Genomic DNA, 20,113 nt, shown 5'->3' with positions numbered 1-20,113 from the left:
CCCCAACGACGATATCGAGCAGCTCGACGATATCCAAACGCAGGGAACACAATATGCAAAGTCCCGACAAACCCGAAATAACCCGGCGCGACTTGTTAATTGTTGGAGCCGCATCGGTGGCCATGACAGCCGCGCCATCCGCGGTCAATGCACAGGCTGCCGCTGACAAATTGCCTTCGACCGCGGAAGCGCCTGCCATGTCGAAGGTGACCTTGACCGTGAATGGGGCGAACCGCGAACTCGAGCTCGACACACGGACCACGCTGCTCGACGCGCTGCGCGAGCATCTGCAACTTACCGGCACCAAGAAGGGCTGCGATCACGGCCAATGCGGCGCGTGCACGGTGATGGTCGACGGACAGCGGATCAATTCGTGCCTGACGCTGGCGGTGATGCACGAGGGCGACGAGATCACCACCATCGAGGGGCTGGGCACGCCCGGGAATCTGCATCCGATGCAGGCCGCCTTCGTCAAGCATGACGGCTATCAATGCGGCTATTGCACACCCGGACAAATCTGCTCGGCCGTGGCTGTGCTCAACGAGATCAAGGCGGGCATCCCGAGCCATGTGAGCGCTGACTTGACTGTTGCGCAGCAGACGACGGCTGCCGAACTGCGCGAGCGCATGAGCGGCAACATCTGCCGTTGCGGCGCCTATTCCAACATTCTCGATGCGATCACCGAAGTCGCTGGGGGGCAGACATGAGATCCTTCACCTACGAACGCGCCAGTTCGCCTGCTGAGGCTGCCGCTGCCGCAATGCGCACCGAAGGCGCCAGGTTCATCGCCGGCGGCACCAACCTGCTCGACCTGATGAAGCTCGAGATCGAGACGCCGACGCATCTGATCGACGTGAACGGCCTCGCGCTCGACAAGATCGAAACGACAACGGAGGGCGGGCTGCGCATCGGCGCCTTGGTGCGCAACACCGATCTCGCCGCGGACGAGCGCGTGCGACGCGACTATGGCCTGCTCTCTCGCGCACTGCTCGCCGGCGCTTCAGGCCAACTGCGCAACAAGGCAACGACGGCAGGCAACCTGCTGCAGCGCACGCGCTGCCCCTACTTCTACGATACCAACCAGCCTTGCAACAAACGCCAGCCCGGCAGCGGCTGCGCCGCGATCGGCGGCTTCACCCGTCCACTGGCGGTGATCGGCACCAGCGATGCCTGCATCGCAACGCACCCGAGCGACATGGCAGTGGCGATGCGGGCGCTCGACGCGACCGTGGAAACGGTGCGGTCCGACGGCACGGTGCGCGGCATTCCAATCGCCGAGTTCCACCGCCTTCCCGGCGATACGCCACATATCGAGACGACGCTCGTACCCGGCGAACTGATCACCGCGGTCACGCTGCCCAAGCCGGTCGGCGGCAAGCATATCTACCGCAAGGTCCGCGACCGGGCCTCCTATGCCTTCGCCCTGGTCTCGGTCGGCGCGATCGTGCAGCGCGATGGCACCGGGCGCGTGGCGCTCGGCGGCGTGGCGCACAGACCCTGGCGCGTCGAGGCGGCGGACGCGGAGATGCCGCGCGGCGCCAAGGCGGTTGCGGAGCGGCTGCTGGCCGGCGCCAGGCCAACAGATGAGAACGCATTCAAGCTCCCGCTGGTCGAGCGCACGCTCGGCGCGGTGCTGGCTGAAGCGAAAGGCTGAAGCGATGAGATTCGACACACCCGCCACAACCAACCCGATCGATCAGCTCAAGATCGTCGGCAAGCCCGTCGACCGGATCGACGGCCCGCTCAAGACCACGGGCACCGCGCCCTACGCCTATGAGCGTCACGACGTCGTGCCCAACCAAGCCTATGGCTATGTGGTCGGCTCGGCTATCGCAAAAGGGCGGATCGCCTCGATCGATCTCTCTACGGCCCAGCGTGCTCCAGGCTTTCTCGCCATTGTTACGGCGGACAATGCCGGCAGGCTCGGCCGGGGCAGGTTCAACACGGCCAGGCTGCTTGGCGGTCCCGATATCGAACATTACCACCAGGCGATCGCCCTCGTGGTCGCCGAGACGTTCGAGCAGGCGCGCGCCGCCGCGCAACTGGTCCGCGTCGACTATGTGCGCACGGATGGTATGTTCGATCTGGCGGCGGCGAAGGACTCGTGGACGCCCGCCGCTGGCCTCGGTGCCCCGGCTGATCCCGGCGTCGGCGACTTCGCCGGTGCATTCCCCACAGCGCCAATTCAGCTTGATGCAGCCTACACCACGCCCGATCATTCCCATGCAATGATGGAGCCGCATGCCTCCATAGCCGCTTGGGAGGGAGACAGTCTCACCGTCTGGACCTCGAATCAGATGATCAACTGGACCGTGGGTGACCTGGCCCAAACCCTCGGCATCGCCAGGGAGAAGGTTCGCCTGATATCACCCTTCATCGGCGGCGGCTTCGGCGGCAAACTGTTCCTGCGCGCCGATGCCCTGCTCGCCGCACTCGGCGCGCGCGCCGCCCGACGGCCGGTGAAGGTGGCGCTGCCGAGGCCCCTTATGGCCAACAACACCACGCACCGGCCTGCAACGATCCAGCGCATCCGCATCGGTGCGACGCGCGACGGCAAGATCACCGCGATCGGCCATGAGAGCTGGTCCGGCGACCTGCCCGGCGGCGGACCTGAGAACGCGGTCCAACAGACCCGCCTGCTCTATGCCGGTGCGAACCGGATGACGGCGACGCGGCTCGCAATCCTCGACCTGCCTGAAGGCAACGCCATGCGCGCACCGGGCGAGGCGCCGGGCTTGATGGCGCTGGAGATCGCCATGGACGAGATGGCCGAGAAGCTCGGGCTCGATCCGATCGAATTCCGCGTCCGCAACGACACTCAGGTGGATCCCGAGAATCCTGGCCGCCCCTTCTCGCAGCGTCAGTTGATCGAATGCCTGCGCACCGGCGCCGAGCGCTTCGGCTGGAACAAGCGCAATGCACAGCCCGGTCGGCTCCGCGACGGACGCTGGTTGACCGGCATGGGTGTCGCCGCCGGGTTACGCAACAACCTCTTGACGACGTCTGCCGCCCGCGTCCGTCTCGATCATCGTGGCGTCGTCACGGTCGAAACCGACATGACCGATATCGGCACCGGCAGCTATACGATCATCGCCCAGACTGCCGCCGAGATGATGGGCGTGCCGCTCGACAAGGTGGTGGTGCGGCTTGGCGACTCGAGTTTCCCGGTCTCGGCCGGTTCGGGTGGGCAATGGGGCGCCAACAACTCCACAGCCGGTGTTTATGCCGCGTGCGTCAAGCTACGCGAGGCGGTAGCGCAAAAGCTTGGATTCAACTCCGCCGACGCAGTGTTCGGGGACGGGCAAGTCCGCTCGGGCAACCGTACCGTGTCGCTGGCCGAGGCTGCAGGCGAGTCCGGCCTCGTCGCAGAGGACGCGATAGAATATGGCGACCTTGGCAAGCAATACCAGCAATCGACCTTCGTCGCGCATTTCGTCGAAGTCGGCGTCGACGTCGCGACGGGCGAGACCCATATCCGCCGCATGCTGGCTGTGTGCGCTGCCGGCCGTATCCTCAACCCCAAATCGGCGCGCAGCCAGGTCATCGGCGCCATGACCATGGGCGTCGGCGCGGCGCTGATGGAGCAGCTTGCGGTCGACAAGCGTCGCGGCTTCTTCGTCAACCATGATCTCGCCGGCTATGAGGTGCCGGTCCATGCCGACATCCCGCACCAGGAGGTGATCTTCCTCGACGAGACCGATCCGATCTCGTCGCCGATGAAAGCCAAGGGCGTCGGCGAGCTCGGCCTGTGCGGTGTCGGCGCGGCCGTCGCCAACGCCATCTACAACGCGACGGGCATACGCGTGCGCGACTATCCGATCACGCTCGACAAGCTCCTCGCAGGTTTGCCCGAGGCATGAGCGCCACTGTCGTTTCGCATGGCATGCCTTGACGCGACGCAATCCCTTGCTTGCACGCCAATGGCTGCGGCGGCGTTTTCGATGCGTGCTGCCGGCACCGACCTTCGAATGACAAATCTGGATCAGGAATGGAGAATTTCCTCATGAAGAAACTCGCGGCTTCTCTCGTGATCTCGTCTCTTGCCGCTTCGACCGGCGAGGCACAGGAGCGCCCCGCGGGCCGGGTCGCGCCGCCGGCGGTCTATGTCGTGGCGCCGGGCCTGGGAGATTATACGGACGACCTGCTGTTCGGTGACGTCTGGCTGCGCGACGAGCTCAAGCCTCGTGATCGCAGCATTGTCACCGTCTCGGCCCTGATTGCGTCGGGGCGCATAGCGCAAGTGGGCGGGCATGTCGGGCGTGCGCTCGACAATGGCGTGACGCCAAGCGAGATCGGCGAGATCATCACTCATCTTGCGTTCTACTCCGGTTGGCCGAACGCCATTTCCGCCGTCAATGCGACAAAGGAGGTCTTCGACCAGCGCGGCATCGAACCGGTTGCGGCCGATGCGGGGCAGCCACTGGAACTCGATGCAGCGGCCGAGGCGGCAAGGGCGGCGAGCGTAAATGCGTCGACCGGCCCTGTCGTTCCGGCGCTCGCGGAATATACCAACCGGGTGCTCTTCGGCGATCTCTGGCGGCGGCCGCAACTCTCCGCGCGCGATCGCAGCCTTGCGACCATCGCCGGGCTGATCGCGACGGGCAAGGCCGAGCAACTGCCTTTCCATCTAAGCCGCGGGATGGACAATGGCCTGACACGAACCGAGCTTGCCGAGGTCGCGACGCATCTGGCCTATTATGCCGGCTGGCCTAATTCGATGTCGGCAGTGCCGGTCCTGCGCGCGGTCTTCGAGGCTCGCGAAGCCGCCGCGGCCGGGCAATCCCAAGCCGGCGCGGTCTCCGTGCGGAAATACGACCCAAAGGCCGCGACCACCGGATCGCCCGAAAACTTCACCGGCTCCGTGCGGGTCGAGTCACGGTTTCAAGCCGAGGGGCCGGCGCGAGTCGGTGGGGGTACGGTGAGCTTCGAGCCGGGCGCGCGCACGGCCTGGCACACGCATCCGCTCGGCCAGACGCTGATCGTCACGGCAGGGGTCGGCCAGGTGCAGCATTGGGGTGGCCCTATCCAGGAAATCAGACCCGGCGACGTGGTGTGGATTCCGCCTGAAGTCAAGCATTGGCACGGCGCTACCGCCACCGCCGGCATGACGCATGTCGCGATCGCGGAAGCGCTTAACGGCAAGGCTGTGGACTGGATGGAACAGGTAACCCCCGAACAATACTCGGACTAATTCACGCGGAAGCCGCCGTTCCGCTCCTGCTCAATCTGTGACCCACGCAAGGTTATTCATGAAGACTATGTTGAGCCGCATTCCTTTGATCGCTTTTATCCTGGGCGCCGTTGGCCTGGTCGGCTGGCAGATGAGCGCCGAGCCCACACGAACGACGTTTCCCGAAAACCTTGACCAGCTCGTGCACTACACGACCGTCACACGCGGCAATGCTGCTTCGGGCCTTGTGTCGCCCATCAACTGGGCGGCTCTCTCGGGCTCGGCATATTGGTGGCCGTATTCGCTTCCGCGACTTCGGGCGTGGCGAACACCCCCGAGGCACTGGCGCATGGCGTGGCGACCGCGCTGACAGGCGGCACGCTGATGCTGGCGCTTGCACTGATTCTGATCCTGGCACTGGCCGCAGCACCCGTGAGGACGCGCAAGCCGGCCTGATCGTCGAGCGCCTGGCCTGGCATGTAGACAAGCGGCGCAAACGCGGCGCGACCCTCCGACAACAACACTTGAAAGGACAAAACAATGCAAAAGCGCAAACTTGGCAATAGCGGCCTGGAAGTCTCGGCCATCGGCCTCGGCTGCATGGGGCTGAGCTACGGCTACGGCCCGGCCACCGAAAAGCAGGCGGCCATCGCGCTGATCCGGTCCGCCGTCGAGCGCGGCGTCACCTTCTTCGATACGGCGGAAATCTATGGCCCCTTCACCAACGAGGACGTTGTCGGCGAGGCCCTGGCGCCGTTCCGGGACCAGGTGGCTATCGCCACCAAGTTCGGCTTCGACATCGATCCGAAAGACGGCTCGCAGAGAGGGGTCAACAGCCGGCCGGACCACATCAGGGACGTTGCCGAGGCCTCGCTCAAGCGGCTCAAGACCGACGTGATCGATCTCTTCTACCAGCACCGGGTCGATCCGGATGTGCCGATCGAGGACGTGGCCGGCGCGGTGAAGGAGCTGATCGCGGAAGGCAAGGTCAGGCATTTCGGCCTTTCCGAGGCAGGCAGCCAGACGATCCGCCGCGCGCACGCCGTGCAGCCGGTCGCAGCCCTGCAGAGCGAGTACTCGCTGTGGTGGCGGGAGCCCGAGGCGGAAATCCTGCCGACGCTCGAAGAGCTCGGCATCGGCTTCGTCCCCTTCAGCCCGTTGGGCAAGGGCTTCCTCACCGGCGCCATCGACGCCAATACGACGTTTGACAGCACGGACTACCGCGCCCGCGTCTTTCCACGCTTCAGCCCGGAGAACCGGAAGGCAAACCAAGGCCTGGTCGACCAGCTCGGCGCCATCGCGACCCGCAAGCAGGTGACGCCAGCCCAGATCGCCATTGCCTGGCTCTTGGCGCAGAAGCCGTGGATCGTGCCGATCCCCGGCACCACGAAGCTGCACCGCCTCGAAGAGAACCTCGGCGCGGCGGACGTGGAACTGACTTCGGGTGATCTCCGAGACATCGAAAGCGCGCTCTCCCAAATCACCGTTCAAGGCGACCGCTACCCCGCTCACCTGCAGGCCCGTGTCGGCCGCTGAGCGCTATTTTCAAACCTCGATCAGGGACTTCAAGACCATGAAAACCTTTGGCTATGCGGCAACCGATGCCGACACCCCCCTCCAGCCATTCTCGTTCGAGCGGCGCGCGCCACGCGCCAACGACGTCGTGATGGAAATCCTCTATTGCGGCACCGCGGCATTCTCGACCCCTATCGGGACTCGGCGGCACTGATCGAGCAGTCCGATCTCGACTTCACCATTCTGCGGCCGGGCTGGTTCACGCGCGACGAAGCGGTCGACTACCAGATCACGCAGAAAGGCGAGGCTTTCAGGGGCCATGATGTCTCGCTGAACAGCCTGTCCGACCTGATCGTCAAGCTGGCGAAATCGCCGGGACTGTATTCCCGCCGCAGCCTTGGGGTCAGCCGATCGTGAAGCGCGCTGCGAAGGCCGTGCCCGGCGGCCGACGGCAATTCCTTGGCTCTGCCTGGAAGGCGATTTCCGGGCTTGCGATAGGCGGCCTTTTTCCCATGACGACAAAAGTTCTCGCCCAGCCGGCATTCCCGCAATTTGCGGGGCGAAAGGTGCTGATCCTCTATTATTCGCGCACCGGCCACACAAGGACCGTCGCCAGCCAGATCCAGGGGCTGATCGGCGGCGACCTGGTGGAGATAAGGACAGTCGAGGCCTATCCGGACGACTATGACGCGGTGGTCGCGCAAAATGCCGAGGAGCAGCGCTCCGGCTACATGCCGCCATTGCGGACAAAAATCCCCAGTATCGGCGATTATGACGTCATCTTCATCGGATCGCCGCTGTGGAACGTCAGGCTGACGCCGCCGGTGCGCAGCTTCCTCTCCAGCCACGACCTGTCGGGCAAGACCGTCGCGCCCTTCGTCACCTACATCGTTAGCGGGCTCGGCCGATCGCGGCGGGATATCGGGGAACTATGCCCCGAAGCCACCGTGCTGGAGGGCCTCGCCGTGCTCGGCGAGGAAGCGGACGAAGCGCAGGCCAAGGTGCGGGCATGGCTCGAAGCCATGCGGGTCTAAATTAGGGGAGTAAGGCAGTAGGGCAGTAGGGCATAGTTGTTGGTTGGCGGCCTTGGCGACGCTCACCAGCGCGTATCCACCCACTCTCTTACTGCCCTACTCCCCATCCCCACTGGCCCGGCACGGGAAAATCCCCGCCGGCAGATGGAACCTCCGACCGCGATCCGCGTTTCTGGGCGTCGCAGACCGGCGCCCGCCGTCATCTCTGCCCAATTCGAGAGGCCAGAATGCAAGACAGGACGTTCTTCACACCCGTCGCCCTAACCGTTGGCGCGGGCCACAAGCGCATGATCGTTTCGCTGTTCGACATGCACGAATTCCTGACCGAATTCCCGCCGTCGCGGCGCCGGCTGAGCTATGGCGCGGCGGCGAAGGCCTGCGAAGCGGCACGTGCCGGCGAGATCTCGATCGAGGCGGCACGCGATGCGCTGATCACCTTTGCGGTGACGGCCGGCATCCTGTGGCCGCCCGCCCAGCCCGCCGTCTCGGTCAAGCCGGTCGCGCGCGGCTTTGGCGGCTACGCCGCCTGATATCAGGCAAATCCGATGATCACTTCGCCTTGCCGGCAGAGACCGGCAAGGGCTCGGCCGACGGCGCCAGCGGCTCGGCATTGCCGACGAACGGATAGGCAAGCTGCTGGTGATAGAGCGGCGGCACCGGATCGTCCGTTCCGTACTTCTCCGGCATCCGGTCGGGCATGAACAAGGTGCCGCCCAGCATGTCGAGCAAGGGCAACTGGCCGGCGAAGTTCTTGTCATAGGCTTCGCGCTGGTTGGCATGATGCCAGTGGTGGAACTGCGGTGAGGCCACCAGCCATTTCAGCGGACCGAATCTGATGCGCGTGTTCGAATGGATGAACAGCGACTGCCACTGGTAAAGCAGCGTGAAGATCAGGATCGCCGGGCTGGAGAAGCCGAGCGCGAAGACCGGCAGGAACGAGGCTGACTTGGTCAGGATCTGGTCGACCGGATGAACGCGGTGGGCAGCCAGCCAATCCATCTCCTCGATACTGTGATGGATGGAATGGAACCGCCAAAGGAACGGCACGGCGTGAAAGGCGCGATGCGCCAGGTAGAAACCGGTGTCGGCCAGGATCACCACCTCGATCGCCTGTAGCCAGATCGGCTGCGACTGCACCGCCTGCGTAAGCTCCGTGGGAATAAAACGGTGCAGCACCAGCATGGCAGCGCCGACCACCACGAGCAGGCCGATCTTGATCACGATCCCGTTCACCAGGAGATAGACAACGTCGTTCAGCCAGTGCCGCCGCGTCAGCGGTTGCTCTTCGTGGAGGGGCAAGAGCCTCTCCAACGGAATGAAAATGAGGGCGACGATGAGTATCGCCTTGAGATCGATCAGATCGGACACCGTTGCTCGCTTTGTCTGATGCCTGCCGATGCGTTCGATCGGCCTGCCCCAGATTAACGACCTAGGATGAATGGATAGTTGATGCGGTGCGGCGTGCGGACCAGCCGATCCCAACGGGCTTGTGGCCGGACTCGCCGCTACGCCAGAATGTCAGGAATACCTCAATGAACCGTCATCAGGTCGCTGCCAGGCAAACCGCTCGACCCTGCCGCTTCAAAGCTGACCTGGTCGCGGCCGTTCGATTTGGCCTTGTAGAGATGCTTGTCCGCCACCACGAACATTTTGGCATAAGTGGTCGGTCCGCTGAAGGCGACGCCGCCGATGCTCACCGAGAGCGGGCAAGGCTGCCCGTCCGGGGAAAACTCCGCTTCCCGGATTCGGCGCCGTATGCCCTCCGCGACCAGCCGGGATTGCGACGGGTCGGCTCCGGGAAGGAAGACCGCGAATTCCTCGCCGCCGATGCGGCCGACGATGTCGGCGCCGCGAAGCTGCCCCTGGATCGTCCTGGCGATCAGCTTCAGCGCCTGATCCCCACAGTCATGACCGAGGCGATCGTTGATGGTCTTGAAATGGTCGGCGTCGACGATCAGCAAGGCGCCGGCGTCGATGACGGAATGGGTACGGGCCTGTTCGAGATAAGCTTCGACAAGCATTGAAAACGCGCCGCGATTGAACACCGCCGTCAGGCTGTCGGTCGCCGCGACAATGGTCAGTTCCTTTTTGGCGATCGCCAGCTGGCGCATCTTGAACATCAGGAAGGAGAAAAACGAGCCGGCCAGCACCAGCGGCAGCAAGAGATCGGTCAATTGCGCGCGCCACAGCGCTTCGGGCGACAGATAGGGGAAATTGAAGGAGTCGACGAAGAAGGCGGCGGCGATGCAGACAGCCGTGCCGGCAACGGTGACCGCCACCACCCTGCCCCAGCTCGTGGGAGACAAATCGATCCGCATGCCGTTGCTCCGGCTTCACCCGGCCATTGTGGAGCGGGAGCGCAAACGAAGTCCTAAGACTTTGCCTTCAATTCGATCATGATTGGCCCGGACGACGCGTGCCCGTTGGGTGCCGGTGCCAGGCGCTAGATCAGGCGCTTCCTGACGCTCAGCCGGGTCACCGCGGTCACGAGAATGGCGCCGACCATGAAATAGAGTGTCGCAACCACGTCGCCCTGGTGGAAATAGTATCCGGAATTGAGAAGCGCCAAAACCACGGCAAGGAATGCCACGAGGCGCAAGGGTTCATTGGTCATGCGTGCCAACTTTCGCTGTTGCTGCAGAGCGGCCACCCTCAAGGCCGCGCGCTCAATAAGGCGTTTTGGCGCTTTTTGCAATGTCGCAGACCACTCCATCACTCGTCGGTTGGGCACCGGTTGCGTTCCGGCGCAGAATTTAGGCGAAGGCCCTGCCCTCCTCGCTGCGCTGGAACAACGTCAAGTCCAATCCCAGGCTTGGGCGGCCCAGAATGGTCAGGATCGCATGCGCCTGGCCGCGGTGATGGGTCTGGTGGTTGAAGACATGAGCCAGCGCCGGCGCCAGCCGCTGCGAGACAGTGCGCATGTCGGAGACGGTCATGTAGGTGAAGCGGCCGGCAAGCGCCTTCTCGCTCAAGGCCCCGACCCAGTCGATGATCCTCTTGTCTTCGGTCTCGCGTGCCATGTGCAGTACAGGCAAGGCTCGGTGCAGGATGGCGTCGAGACTGGTCGGCGCGTCGCCCTCGCCCGTGAACCGCTTCATCCAGATGCGGTCGGCGGTGAGCAGATGGTTGAGCGTTCGCATCATCGATCCGAAGAAGGCACCGACATCGCGATTGAACTCCTCATCGGTTAGGTCGTCGGCGGCATCGTAGATGCGGCCATTGGCCCATTGATTGTAGGCCGCAAACATCATGAAATGCTGCTTCATCTTTCTCTCGAAATCCCGTTTCGCCTGCCTAACTAGACCGCAAGGACGCCGCCGCCAATGACCATTCTGCTCTATGACCTCGTCGGGCGCGATACCGCCCGTCCGTTCAGCCCGCATTGCTGGAAGGCAGCGATGGCGCTTGCTCACAAGGGGCTCGACATCTCGACCGTGCCGACGCGCTTTCTCGAGGTCCCTGCCGTCGAAGGCGGCGTTTCGAAACTCGTTCCGGTGATCCGTGACGGCGAGAGGGTGGTCGCCGATTCCTTCGCCATCGCGCTCTATCTCGACGAAGCCTATCCCGAGCGGCCGACATTGTTTGCCGGCGATGGCGGCAAGGCGATGGCGCGCTTCATCGAACGCTGGTCGCAACTGACCATCCATCCCTATGTCACCACCGCGGCGATCATGGACCTGCACGCCATGCAAGATGAGCCGAATGCCGCCTATTTCCGAAGGAATCGCGAGCAACGCTTCGGCAAGAGACTGGAAGAGGTCGTGGCGGCACGCGACGCCGGGCTGGCCGCCTTCCGCGCCTCGCTGGAGCCGTTGCGCTCGATGCTCGCCTACCAGCCATTCATCGGCGGCCAATCGCCGCTATTTGCCGACTATATCGTCTTCGGCGCACTGCAATGGGCGCGCATCGCCTCGGCCTACCGGCTGCTCGACGACAGCGACGTCGTGGCGCTGTGGTTCGAGCGCTGCCTCGACCTGCATGACGGCCTCGGCCGCAAGGTGGCGGCAGCCGCAGCATAGGGCAGTAAGGCAGTAGGTATGCGCGCCGTAGTGACTTTTCCCTACTGCCCTACTCCCCTCTCCCTTACAAAGGCCGCGACGCGATGACGCCATGTCCGCAATTCCCCGACGATTTTCGCGCCACGCTCGTCAATCTCTTCCTGTGGCGCCGGGATGTCAGGCGGTTCAAACCGACACCGCTTCCGGAAGGCGCGCTGGAGCGGCTGCTCGGCCTCGCCAGCATTGCGCCCTCCGTCGGGCTGAGCCAGCCCTGGCGCTTTGTCGTGGTCGAGAGCCGGGAGCGCCGTGAGGCCGTCAAAGCCTGCTTTGAACGCTGCAATGCCGAGGCGTTGACATCGTTCCGCGGCGAGCGAGCTGCGCTTTATGCCCGCCTGAAGCTCGCCGGCCTGAATGAAGCGCCTTGCCAGTTCGCGGTTTTCGCCGACCACGCAACCGAGCAAGGGCACGGGCTCGGCCGCCTGACGATGCCCGCCACCATCGAGTACTCGGCCGTGATGGCGGTCCACACGCTGTGGCTGGCGGCGCGCGCCGAGGGTATCGGCATGGGCTGGGTCTCAATTCTCGACCCGACCGAGATGGCAACGATCCTCGACACGCCGCCGCAGTGGACATTGATCGGCTACTTCTGCGTCGGTTACCCCTCGCAGGAGCACAGCGTGCCCGAGCTGGAACGAGAGGGCTGGGAGGTCCGGCGACCTCCGACCATCATGGTGCGCTGATCCACTACCGTCCTCCCCTTGGCAATGGGCCGGGCGGCTTGTATAGAGCCCGCCACTCCAAGTTCCATTCTCATCACAAGGACCATCGCATGGCGCTCGAACGCACCTTTTCCATGATCAAGCCGGACGCGACACGGCGCAATCTTACCGGCGCCATCACCAAGATGCTGGAAGATGCCGGGCTGCGCGTCATCGCCTTGCGCCGGGTGTGGATGAGCCGCCGTGAGGCGGAAGGCTTCTATGCCGTCCACAAGGACCGTCCGTTCTTCGGCGAACTGGTGGAGTTCATGTCCTCCGCACCAACCATCGTGCAGGTCTTGGAAGGCGAGAACGCCATCGCCAAGAACCGCGAAGTGATGGGCGCAACCAACCCGGCGAATGCCGCCGAAGGCACCATCCGCAAGGTGCATGCGCTGTCGATCGGCGAGAATTCCGTGCACGGTTCCGACGCGCCGGAGACCGCCGCTCAGGAGATCAAATACTGGTTCTCCGACACCGAGATCGTCGGCTGAGCCGGCATCGCCAAATCCAATCGAGAAGGCCGGCGTTTCGCCGGCTTTTTTGTTGGAGTGCCGAACCATCCCGCACTCCCGCTGGGGTCTCGCCTGCGGTAGGGTTGGGTCAGGACACAGTGGAACCGACCTGACCATGACCAGCGCCATTCCCGGCTTCTTCCAGGGTACCGAGATGCCAAACGGCGGCTGGTGGAAAGCGCTGTGGCCTGAACCCGCGGGCGTGCTCGCTGCAAGCGGGCTGAAGCCGGGCATGGATGTGGTCGACCTCTGCTGTGGCGACGGCTGGTTCACCCTGCCGATCGCCAGGGTAGCCCGCCGCGTCATCGCCATCGATATCGACGCCGATCTGCTCGAGGTCGCCCGGCGCCGGCTGATCGACGCCGGCGTGACCAATTGCGAATTCATCGTGGGCGACGCCTACGAACTCGCCAGCCTGGTATCTCGACCGATCGACTTCGTCTTCATGGCCAACGCCTTCCACGGGGTGCCTGACCGGCCGCGGCTGGCGCGCGCCGTGGCCAGGACGCTTGGCCCGGACGGGCGCTTTGCCATCGTCAACTGGCACCGGCAGCCGCGCGAGACAACCACGGTGCTGGACGAGCCGCGCGGGCCGAGGACCGAATTGAGGCTGTCACCGGAACAGACCATCGCGGATGCCGAAGCGGGCGGCCTGCGATTTGCCGAACTGGTCGACGTGCCGCCCTATCATTATGGGGCGGTGTTCGAGACAGCGCCGTAGTGTGCAGAATATAAGCCGTTCCGCAGCGATCCTTCGCGCTCCCCTCCAGCATCAAAAGGTTCTGCGTCTCCCGACGCTCTCTCACCTTGTTGTTGTCAGCTCGCCGCGTTGAAGCGCAAAATATCGCGGCCGTCCTTGTCGGCGATGGTGAGCTTGCCGGCATCGACGTGGTAGGATGCCGCCCTGGCCAGCGCCTCGAACAGCGCTCTCTCTTCGGCCATGACGTCAGGCGCGCAGGCCTTGAAGGTCGAGCCGATGCCGCTGATGGCGATCGTCGAGCCATCGACCTTGGCGGTGGCGAAGTATACGTTGCAGGGGCCGCTGCCGCCGGCCTTGCCGTCCTCGCCGATCCTGAACGTCGCCTGCGGCTCTGAAATCACGCCGATGCCGTCGATATATTCGACAAGCCAGCTCTGACCGAACACCGCGGCCGGCTTGTCGCTCGGCGTCACCATCTTCAGCATGACGGTCTGCGGCGCGTCGCTGAGCGGGTCGACCTGATGGCGCGTGTCGGTGATGAACATCAGCCGGTCGTCGACGGTGATGCGCGCCTGGAGCGCATAGGTCATGTTGGGCCGGATCACCTGGGGATCGAAGCTGATCTCGAACTTGATCGGCACCTGGCCGGCCGGCGCCACCTTGCGTTCGCCGAGGATTGCGGCCGGTGCGTCGGCCAGCGACACATCGGCAAGCTGGACCGAGAGGACGGCGTTGGGCGGCAGCGCGATGCGCTCGCGGTACAGCACTTCGCCCTTCAAGACTTTCTCCGCGGCCACGGACAACTCCGGAACGGCCAGCATGCCGACCACCAGCGGCACGAAACCGAAGATGAAGAATTCGGCGATCCTGTCCAGCATGATCCTGCTCCCCCTTGCCATGCCTAGCCGGCCAGAAGCTCTCGCAGGATTGCGGTCAATGCATGGCCGCGGGCTGGACTTATTCGCCGGGTTTCGCCTTCCAGCGGCTGGCTGCCTTGTCGTCGCTCTCCTTGGCGTCGACCCAGCCGCCTTCCGAGCCATCGCCATGGTGTTCCTTCTTCCAGAAGGGGGCGCGCGATTTCAGGTAATCCATCAGGAAGTTCGCCGCCTCGAACGCCGCCTGCCGGTGCGCCGAAGCCGCCACCACCAGCACGATGTTCTCGCCAGGCCGGACCTTGCCATGGCGGTGGATGACGGTCAGACCCTGCAGCGGCCAGCGTTCGGCTGCTTCGCCCGCGATACGGGCGATCTCGGCCTCCGCCATGCCGGGATAATGTTCGAGTTCGAGTGCCGAAAGCCTGCCCGCCTCGTCGCGGCAAAGGCCTGAGAACGTCACCACGGCGCCGATATCGACGCGGCCCCGGGTCAAGCCGGCGATCTCGGCGGCGACGTCGAAATCCCCGGCCTGGATGCGCACGACAGGCACGACCGCGGCCGGCATTTCAACCCCCGGTCATCGGCGGGAACAGCGCGATCTCGCGCGCGCCCGATATCTTCTCGCGATGCTCGACATGTTCCTGGTTGATGGCGACTCGGATCACATCGGGATATTGCAGCGCATGCTCATATTCCTCGCCGCGCGATTTCAGCCAGCGCAAGAGATCGGCGACCGTCTCGATGCCATCAGGCAGTTCGACATCCTCCTGCGGCTTGCCGATCCGCTCGCGCACCCAGGCGAAATAGATGAGACGCGTCGGCATCCTACTCGTCCATGATGTGCTTGAGGCCGGCGCGGAAATAATCATAGCCGGTGTAGAGCGTGACCAGTGCGGCGATCCACAGCAGCACCAGCCCGGTCTGCGTGGTCAGCGGGAAGATCTTGTCGCCGGCCGGACCGGCGAGCAGGAAGGCGATGGCGACCATCTGGATGGTCGTCTTCCACTTGGCCAGCTGCGTCACCGGCACCGAGACCTTGAGCGCGGCCAGATATTCACGCAGGCCCGAGACCAGTATTTCGCGGCACAGTATGATGATCGCCGCCCACAGCGACCAGCCGGCGATGCCGGCGTGGCGGTCGGTGTCGGCGGCGAGCAGCAGCAGGCAGGTGGCGACCAGCAGTTTGTCGGCGATCGGATCGAGCATCTTGCCGATGTTCGAGGTCTGTTGCCAGGCGCGCGCCAGATAGCCGTCGAAATAGTCGGTGATGGACGCCAGCAGAAAAATGATCAGCGCCGACCAGCGGGCGAAATCGCTCGACTTCAGCTGCCCTTCGACAAAGAAGCACAGCACGACCATCGGCACCGCGACGATGCGGGCGTAGGTGAGCATGTTGGGCAGGTTGAACGCGCGCCGGGCCATATTGGGAACTCTTTCTTCCTGCGTACTCAAATCAGAAGCGGATGTGGGGGGTCAACAGGCCAGATTCGATTGGCCAGCCGAAAATAGTGGCAAAACGTCTTAAGTGCGATGCATGTCGTTGTCCCAAAACCGCCGGGCACTTTTGGGCGACATGCATCAGCTCTCATGAAAATGATTGTAGACCAGCTTCGCCACCTGCTCGGAAATACCGTCGACCACCACCAAATCCTCCACCGCCGCCCGGCTGACCGCCTTGGCGGTGCCGAAATGCATGAGCAGCGCGCGCTTGCGGCCGGGACCGATGCCGCTGATTTCGTCGAGCGGGCTCTTGACCATCTCCTTCTTGCGGCGGGCGCGATGCGAGCCGATGGCAAAGCGGTGGACCTCGTCGCGCAGCCGCTGGACGAAATAGAGGACGGGATCGCGCACGGGCAGTGAAAACGAATCCCTGCCCCTGACGAAGAAGCGCTCGCGGCCGGCGTCGCGGTCCTGGCCCTTGGCGATGCCGATAGCCACCACGCGATCCTCGATGCCGAGATCGGCGAGGATCTTGCGCACCGCCGTCATCTGACCCTGGCCGCCGTCGATCAGGATAACGTCGGGCCAGGCCGGAAAACCGCTGACGCCCTCGATGTCATCCTCCGCCTCGCCCGCGGTCTCGGCGCTTTGCGGCGCATCGCCATGTTCCTTCAGCAGCCTGGAGAAGCGCCGCTCCATCACCTCGCGCATCATGCCGAAATCGTCGCCGGGCGTGATCTCGGTCGAGCGGATATTGAATTTCCGGTACTGGTTCTTCACAAAACCTTCCGGTCCGGCAACGACCATGGCGCCGACGGCGTTGGTGCCCATGATGTGCGAATTGTCATAGACCTCGATGCGCACCGGCGGCTTGGCCAGGCCGAAGGTCTCGGCAAAGCCGGTAAGCAGCCGCGCCTGCGTCGAGGTCTCGGCCAGCCGGCGGCCGAGAGCCTCGCGCGCATTCTGCAGCGCATTGTCGGTCAGGTCCTTCTTCTCACCGCGCTGCGGCACCGAGATCGACACTTTGCGGCCAGCGCGGGTGGAAAGCGCCTCGGCCAGCAGTTCCTGCTCCTCGACGGCGTGCGAGAGCAATATGGCGCGCGGCGTCGGCTTGTCGTCATAGAACTGCGCCAGGAACGAGCCCAGCACTTCCGATGCCTCCAGCGCCGGATCGGCCTTGGGAAAATAGGCGCGGTTGCCCCAGTTCTGGCCGGTGCGGAAGAAGAACACCTGGATGCAGACCTGGCCGCCCTCCTGATGAATGGCGAAGACGTCGGCTTCTTCCACCGTTTGCGGGTTGATGCCCTGGTGGCTCTGCACATGCGAAAGTGCCGCCAGCCGGTCGCGATAGATGGCGGCGCGCTCGAAATCGAGATTTTCCGAGGCCTGCTGCATGGCGGCGGAGATTTCCGTCTTCACCTTCTGGCTGCGGCCGGAGAGGAAATCCTTGGCCTCGGCGACCAGCTCGGCATAGTCGGTGTGCGAAATCTCGCCGGTGCATGGCCCGGCGCAGCGCTTGATCTGGTAGAGCAGGCAGGGTCGGGTGCGGTTTTTATAGAACGAGTTGGTGCAGCTTCTCAGCAGAAAGGCGCGCTGCAGCGAATTGATGGTGCGCCCGACGGCACCCGCGGAAGCGAAGGGACCGAAATAGTCGCCCTTGCGTGAGCGCGCGCCGCGATGCTTGTAGATGCCGGGCGAGACATGGTCGCCGGTCAACAGGATGTAGGGGAACGACTTGTCGTCCCGCATCAACACATTGAATCGTGGCCGCAAGCGCTTGATAAGATTGGCTTCAAGCAGCAGCGCTTCGATCTCGGTGCGGGTGACGACGAATTCCATCGTCGCGGTTTCGCGCACCATGCGGCCGATGCGGCTGGTGTGGAAGCGGCCCTGCGCGTAGTTGGTCACCCGCTTCTTCAGGCTGCGCGCCTTGCCGACGTAGAGCACGTCGCCCGCGGCGTTCATCATGCGGTAGACGCCGGGCGCATTGGGCAGCCGCTTGACCAGCGTCTGGATGACCTCGGCGCCGACCATGCCGTCGGCATCGCCGGCATGCGGCGTCCAGTCGATGGCGGTGAAGGCGACGTCCGGGCCAGAAGGCGCGACGATCTCCTCCGCCGCCTCTTCCTCAAGGTCGACTTCCGGCGGCAGGTCGTCGGCGGCGCCGCTGCGCGGTCTATGCTTTTGGTCTACGGGACTCATTCCACCATGCCTGTCACATCGGGCGTCTGCCATGCAAGATGCTGGCCGCCATCGAGCGCGATCATCTGGCCGGTGACCGAGCGCGCCGCCCATAGATAGCGGATGGTGGCGCCGAATTCCGGCAATTCCGGGCCGCGTTTCAGGATCAGGCCGTCGAGCTGCGCGGCAAAATCATGATCGTCCTGGCGCATGTTCTTCAGCGTCGGGCCGGGACCGATAGCATTGACGCGGATGCGGGGTCCCAGCGCCTGCGCCAGCATCTGGGTTTGCGTCCACAGCGTCGACTTCGACAGCGCATAGGAGAAATAGCGCGGCGTCGGCCGCCAGACGCGCTGGTCGATCATGTTGACGATCAGCCCCTCCTGCCCTTTCGGCAAGGCGCGGGCGAAGGTCTGCGCCAGCAGCGCCGGCGCCTTGACGTGGATGGCGAAGTGCCGGTCCCAGGCATGCCAGTCGAAATCCTGAACCGTATCGTCGGCGAATAGCGAGGCGTTGTTGACCAGCAGCGTAACAGGCCCGAGCGCCGCCTCGGCGCGGCCGATCAGATCGCCGACCGCCTCCATGTCGGTCAGGTCGGCGGCAACCACCGCGGCGCGGCCATTCCGGCCAAAATGGCCGTCCTTGATCTTTCCCGCCAGCGCCTCCGCCTCGGCCCGTGAGCGGTTGCAGTGAATCGCCACGGCAAAACCATTTGCCGCCAGATCCTCGACAATCGCCTTGCCGATCCGCTTGCCTCCGCCCGTTACCAGCGCCGTTCCAGCGGCTTTATTCATTCTGTCAATCCTTAATCGGGGCTCCAATTTCAGCCCGCCGGCAAAATATGGCCGGCCAAGGGTTAAATGCCGTTCGTACCTTGGGCAGCATTGTGGCAAAGCGGCCGGACTGGCCTTAAGACTCTGGCCGGGACTCGGCCTGCCGGACCGCAATATAGGACGCTGGACTCCTTGCTCCAAGCGGCGTGCAGCGCAGCATGGCAAAACCTCCTGACACCACTGTTGCGCGGATGCAACGTCAAGGTTCGGCCTCATTCGTGCCGGGGAATGACCCAAGTTCAGGTTCGCTTCAGCCGCATTTTGACACGACATTTGGAACCGTAGAGCGCCAGATCCGTTTATCCCCCCGGACGGGTTGAGGGCGCTCATGAAAGCAAGCCTGTGCCTGTGGCTTAAGGAGTAAAGAACAATGCAAGCCAATCTCAAATTCGCGCGACCGCTGGCGGTGGCGCTCGGGCTCTTCGCCCTCAGTGGAACCGCCTACGCCGCGGACGTCGTTTCGGAAGAGCCGCCGGCGCCTGCGCCGATCGCGGAACTTCCCGTCGCTTCCTGGGCCGGCCCCTATGCCGGTCTGAGCGTCGGCTACGGCTTCAGCGGCAAGGCCGATGCCGAGGATGTGGGCGTCGACATCGACACCGACGGCTTCGTCGGCAGCGTCTTCGGCGGCTATCAGTGGCAGCAGGAGAACTTCGTCTACGGTGCTGAAGCCGATCTCGGCTATAGCGATGTCAAGGGCGACAATGCCGGCCTTGAGTCGAAGGGCGGCTTCGAAGGCTCGCTGCGCGCCCGCCTCGGCTACTCCGTCACCCCGGAGATCCTGCTCTACGGCACCGCAGGTGGTGCGCTCAGGAACCAGAAGATGGAAGCCGCTGGTTTCAGCGACAGCAACACCATGCTCGGCTGGACGGCCGGTCTCGGTACCGACATCAAGATCACCGACAATGTGTTCGGCCGTGTCGAATATCGCTACACCGATTTCGGCAAGAAGGACTTCGACGGCCTCGGCGAAGTCAAGTCGACCGACAACCGCGTCACCTTCGGCGTCGGTATGAGGTTCTAAGTCGTTCAAGCCACGACACGAAAAAGCCGGGCCTCGCGCCCGGCTTTTTTTTGTGCCCGTCGCTGTCCTCTCA

General features: G+C 64.1%; 24 protein-coding genes and 1 pseudogene. 15 read left to right on the top strand and 10 right to left on the bottom strand.

The window, feature by feature from the left end; genetic code table 11:
• Positions 1–53 precede the first annotated feature (53 nt).
• From paoA to MESS4_RS14185, 10 genes and pseudogenes are all read left to right on the top strand, one after another.
• Entirely contained in the window at positions 54–707 is a 654-nt protein-coding gene (paoA, locus tag MESS4_RS14220; protein WP_006331857.1) for an aldehyde dehydrogenase iron-sulfur subunit PaoA, read from the top strand.
• Positions 704–1,654, top strand: a complete 951-nt coding sequence (locus MESS4_RS14215) for a xanthine dehydrogenase family protein subunit M (RefSeq protein WP_006331855.1) — start codon at positions 704–706, stop codon at positions 1,652–1,654. Before paoA ends, MESS4_RS14215 begins: the two co-directional genes overlap by 4 nt.
• A 4-nt stretch (positions 1,655–1,658) precedes the next feature.
• Positions 1,659–3,860 (top strand): aldehyde oxidoreductase molybdenum-binding subunit PaoC, encoded by a 2,202-nt coding sequence (gene paoC / locus MESS4_RS14210; RefSeq protein WP_006331854.1) that lies wholly within the window; start codon positions 1,659–1,661, stop codon positions 3,858–3,860.
• A gap of 143 nt (positions 3,861–4,003) precedes the next feature.
• Positions 4,004–5,191 (top strand): carboxymuconolactone decarboxylase family protein, encoded by a 1,188-nt coding sequence (locus MESS4_RS14205; protein WP_006331847.1) that lies wholly within the window; start codon positions 4,004–4,006, stop codon positions 5,189–5,191.
• 300 nt (positions 5,192–5,491) lie between these two features.
• Positions 5,492–5,626, top strand: a complete 135-nt coding sequence (locus MESS4_RS34980; protein WP_006331844.1) for a hypothetical protein — start codon at positions 5,492–5,494, stop codon at positions 5,624–5,626.
• Positions 5,627–5,710: 84 nt separating this feature from the next.
• A complete protein-coding gene (locus MESS4_RS14200) occupies positions 5,711–6,706 on the top strand; it encodes an aldo/keto reductase (RefSeq protein WP_006331843.1) in 996 nt (331 codons plus the stop codon).
• A 37-nt stretch (positions 6,707–6,743) separates the two neighbouring features.
• Positions 6,744–6,857: pseudogene (locus MESS4_RS34535) on the top strand (NAD(P)-dependent alcohol dehydrogenase); the annotation flags it as partial.
• Positions 6,851–7,102 carry an NAD(P)H-binding protein gene (locus MESS4_RS14195; RefSeq protein WP_006331841.1) on the top strand — a complete coding sequence of 84 codons (252 nt, stop codon included), beginning with the start codon at positions 6,851–6,853 and terminating at the stop codon, positions 7,100–7,102. The pseudogene MESS4_RS34535 and the gene MESS4_RS14195, both read left to right, overlap by 7 nt.
• A gap of 95 nt (positions 7,103–7,197) precedes the next feature.
• The gene (locus MESS4_RS14190; RefSeq protein WP_198292755.1) at positions 7,198–7,719 is read left to right on the top strand and encodes a flavodoxin; all 522 of its coding nucleotides are present in this window, start codon (positions 7,198–7,200) and stop codon (positions 7,717–7,719) included.
• 227 nt (positions 7,720–7,946) lie between these two features.
• Positions 7,947–8,249 (top strand): DUF982 domain-containing protein, encoded by a 303-nt coding sequence (locus MESS4_RS14185; RefSeq protein WP_006331835.1) that lies wholly within the window; start codon positions 7,947–7,949, stop codon positions 8,247–8,249.
• A gap of 19 nt (positions 8,250–8,268) precedes the next feature.
• On the opposite strand, the gene MESS4_RS14180 is transcribed toward MESS4_RS14185, so the two are convergent.
• From MESS4_RS14180 to MESS4_RS14170, 4 genes are all read right to left on the bottom strand, one after another.
• The gene (locus MESS4_RS14180) at positions 8,269–9,087 is read right to left on the bottom strand and encodes a sterol desaturase family protein (RefSeq protein WP_006331831.1); all 819 of its coding nucleotides are present in this window, start codon (positions 9,085–9,087) and stop codon (positions 8,269–8,271) included.
• Between the two features lie 161 nt (positions 9,088–9,248).
• Entirely contained in the window at positions 9,249–10,037 is a 789-nt protein-coding gene (locus tag MESS4_RS14175; protein WP_006331828.1) for a GGDEF domain-containing protein, read from the bottom strand.
• Positions 10,038–10,162: 125 nt separating this feature from the next.
• Positions 10,163–10,333 (bottom strand): hypothetical protein, encoded by a 171-nt coding sequence (locus MESS4_RS33950; protein ID WP_006331827.1) that lies wholly within the window; start codon positions 10,331–10,333, stop codon positions 10,163–10,165.
• A gap of 139 nt (positions 10,334–10,472) precedes the next feature.
• Positions 10,473–10,985 (bottom strand): DinB family protein, encoded by a 513-nt coding sequence (locus tag MESS4_RS14170; protein WP_006331826.1) that lies wholly within the window; start codon positions 10,983–10,985, stop codon positions 10,473–10,475.
• 57 nt (positions 10,986–11,042) lie between these two features.
• On the opposite strand from MESS4_RS14170, the gene MESS4_RS14165 reads away from it, so the two are divergent.
• From MESS4_RS14165 to MESS4_RS14150, 4 genes are all read left to right on the top strand, one after another.
• Entirely contained in the window at positions 11,043–11,738 is a 696-nt protein-coding gene (locus tag MESS4_RS14165; protein WP_006331825.1) for a glutathione S-transferase family protein, read from the top strand.
• Positions 11,739–11,821: 83 nt separating this feature from the next.
• Positions 11,822–12,457, top strand: coding sequence for a 5,6-dimethylbenzimidazole synthase (bluB, locus tag MESS4_RS14160; protein ID WP_006331823.1), 636 nt, complete (start codon positions 11,822–11,824; stop codon positions 12,455–12,457).
• An 89-nt stretch (positions 12,458–12,546) separates the two neighbouring features.
• Entirely contained in the window at positions 12,547–12,969 is a 423-nt protein-coding gene (ndk, locus tag MESS4_RS14155; RefSeq protein WP_006331822.1) for a nucleoside-diphosphate kinase, read from the top strand.
• 136 nt (positions 12,970–13,105) lie between these two features.
• Positions 13,106–13,711 (top strand): methyltransferase domain-containing protein, encoded by a 606-nt coding sequence (locus MESS4_RS14150; RefSeq protein ID WP_006331821.1) that lies wholly within the window; start codon positions 13,106–13,108, stop codon positions 13,709–13,711.
• A gap of 95 nt (positions 13,712–13,806) precedes the next feature.
• Here MESS4_RS14150 and MESS4_RS14145 read toward each other — a convergent pair whose 3' ends face one another.
• The 6 genes from MESS4_RS14145 to MESS4_RS14120 all read right to left on the bottom strand — a co-directional run bounded on the left by MESS4_RS14145 (position 13,807) and on the right by MESS4_RS14120 (position 18,980).
• The gene (locus MESS4_RS14145; protein ID WP_006331817.1) at positions 13,807–14,568 is read right to left on the bottom strand and encodes a YbaY family lipoprotein; all 762 of its coding nucleotides are present in this window, start codon (positions 14,566–14,568) and stop codon (positions 13,807–13,809) included.
• Between the two features lie 79 nt (positions 14,569–14,647).
• Complete coding sequence (locus MESS4_RS14140; RefSeq protein ID WP_006331815.1) at positions 14,648–15,130, bottom strand: molybdenum cofactor biosynthesis protein MoaE; 483 nt, start codon at positions 15,128–15,130, stop codon at positions 14,648–14,650.
• Between the two features lies 1 nt (position 15,131).
• Positions 15,132–15,389, bottom strand: a complete 258-nt coding sequence (gene moaD, locus MESS4_RS14135) for a molybdopterin converting factor subunit 1 (RefSeq protein ID WP_006331812.1) — start codon at positions 15,387–15,389, stop codon at positions 15,132–15,134.
• A 1-nt stretch (position 15,390) separates the two neighbouring features.
• Complete coding sequence (gene pgsA, locus MESS4_RS14130; protein WP_006331804.1) at positions 15,391–15,987, bottom strand: CDP-diacylglycerol--glycerol-3-phosphate 3-phosphatidyltransferase; 597 nt, start codon at positions 15,985–15,987, stop codon at positions 15,391–15,393.
• A gap of 156 nt (positions 15,988–16,143) precedes the next feature.
• The gene (gene uvrC / locus MESS4_RS14125; protein ID WP_006331801.1) at positions 16,144–18,207 is read right to left on the bottom strand and encodes an excinuclease ABC subunit UvrC; all 2,064 of its coding nucleotides are present in this window, start codon (positions 18,205–18,207) and stop codon (positions 16,144–16,146) included.
• Positions 18,204–18,980, bottom strand: a complete 777-nt coding sequence (locus MESS4_RS14120; protein WP_006331800.1) for an SDR family oxidoreductase — start codon at positions 18,978–18,980, stop codon at positions 18,204–18,206. The genes uvrC and MESS4_RS14120 overlap by 4 nt, the downstream gene beginning before the upstream one ends.
• Positions 18,981–19,389: 409 nt before the next feature.
• Between MESS4_RS14120 and MESS4_RS14115 the strand changes: the two genes are divergently transcribed.
• Positions 19,390–20,040, top strand: coding sequence for an outer membrane protein (locus tag MESS4_RS14115; RefSeq protein ID WP_006331799.1), 651 nt, complete (start codon positions 19,390–19,392; stop codon positions 20,038–20,040).
• The last annotated feature ends 73 nt before the right edge of the window (positions 20,041–20,113 follow it).

It is taken from the genome of Mesorhizobium sp. STM 4661 (genome assembly GCF_000359125.1).
Lineage (GTDB): Bacteria > Pseudomonadota > Alphaproteobacteria > Rhizobiales > Rhizobiaceae > Mesorhizobium.
The sequence above is the reverse complement of the archived record's forward strand: the minus strand, read 5'-3'. Positions and strand labels throughout refer to the sequence as shown.